Here is a 516-nt window from a genome sequence, read left to right as displayed (position 1 = left end):
TCCTGCACGGTGCGTCGCACGGTGAAGAGCTCGTGCTGCGCGCGTCGCAGCTCGGTTACGCGGGACTGGCTATCACCGATGAATGCTCGGTTGCGGGTGTCGTACGCGCGCATGTTCAAGCCAAGGAAGAAAAGCTGCCGCTGATTATCGGCTCGTACTTTCGTCTGGTCCATGCGCGTCAGGGTGCGGATAGTGGTCCCAAGAAGCGACCTGCTTTCGGTCACACTTCTAGCCCCGCTTTTGGCCTCATCTTGCTCGCCCAAAACCGCGAAGGTTACGGCAACCTGTGCGAACTCATTACGCTGGCGCGCAGGCGGGCGGCCAAGGGCAGCTACTTGCTGACACCCGACGATCTCGCGCACCCCGAAACCGAATACGCGCATTTGAAGGGCGTTCAGAACTGCCTCGCGATCCTGGTGCCGGACTTTCCGGCGAATGAAGCAACGCTGACGGCGCAAGTCGACTGGTTGCGCGAGACGTTCCCTGCGCGTGCCTGGGTCGGGCTCACGTTGCATC

General features: G+C 61.6%; 1 protein-coding gene. It reads left to right on the top strand.

All coding sequences use genetic code 11. The annotated features are described in order from the left end of the window. Nucleotides 1–2: 2 nt before the first annotated feature. Nucleotides 3–516, top strand: a 514-nt coding sequence (locus tag BG57_RS30985; RefSeq protein WP_152562765.1) for a PHP domain-containing protein, incomplete at its 3' end; no start/stop codon positions are given.

Source organism: Caballeronia grimmiae, from assembly GCF_000698555.1.
Lineage (GTDB): Bacteria > Pseudomonadota > Gammaproteobacteria > Burkholderiales > Burkholderiaceae > Caballeronia > Caballeronia grimmiae.
The sequence above is the reverse complement of the archived record's forward strand: the minus strand, read 5'-3'. Positions and strand labels throughout refer to the sequence as shown.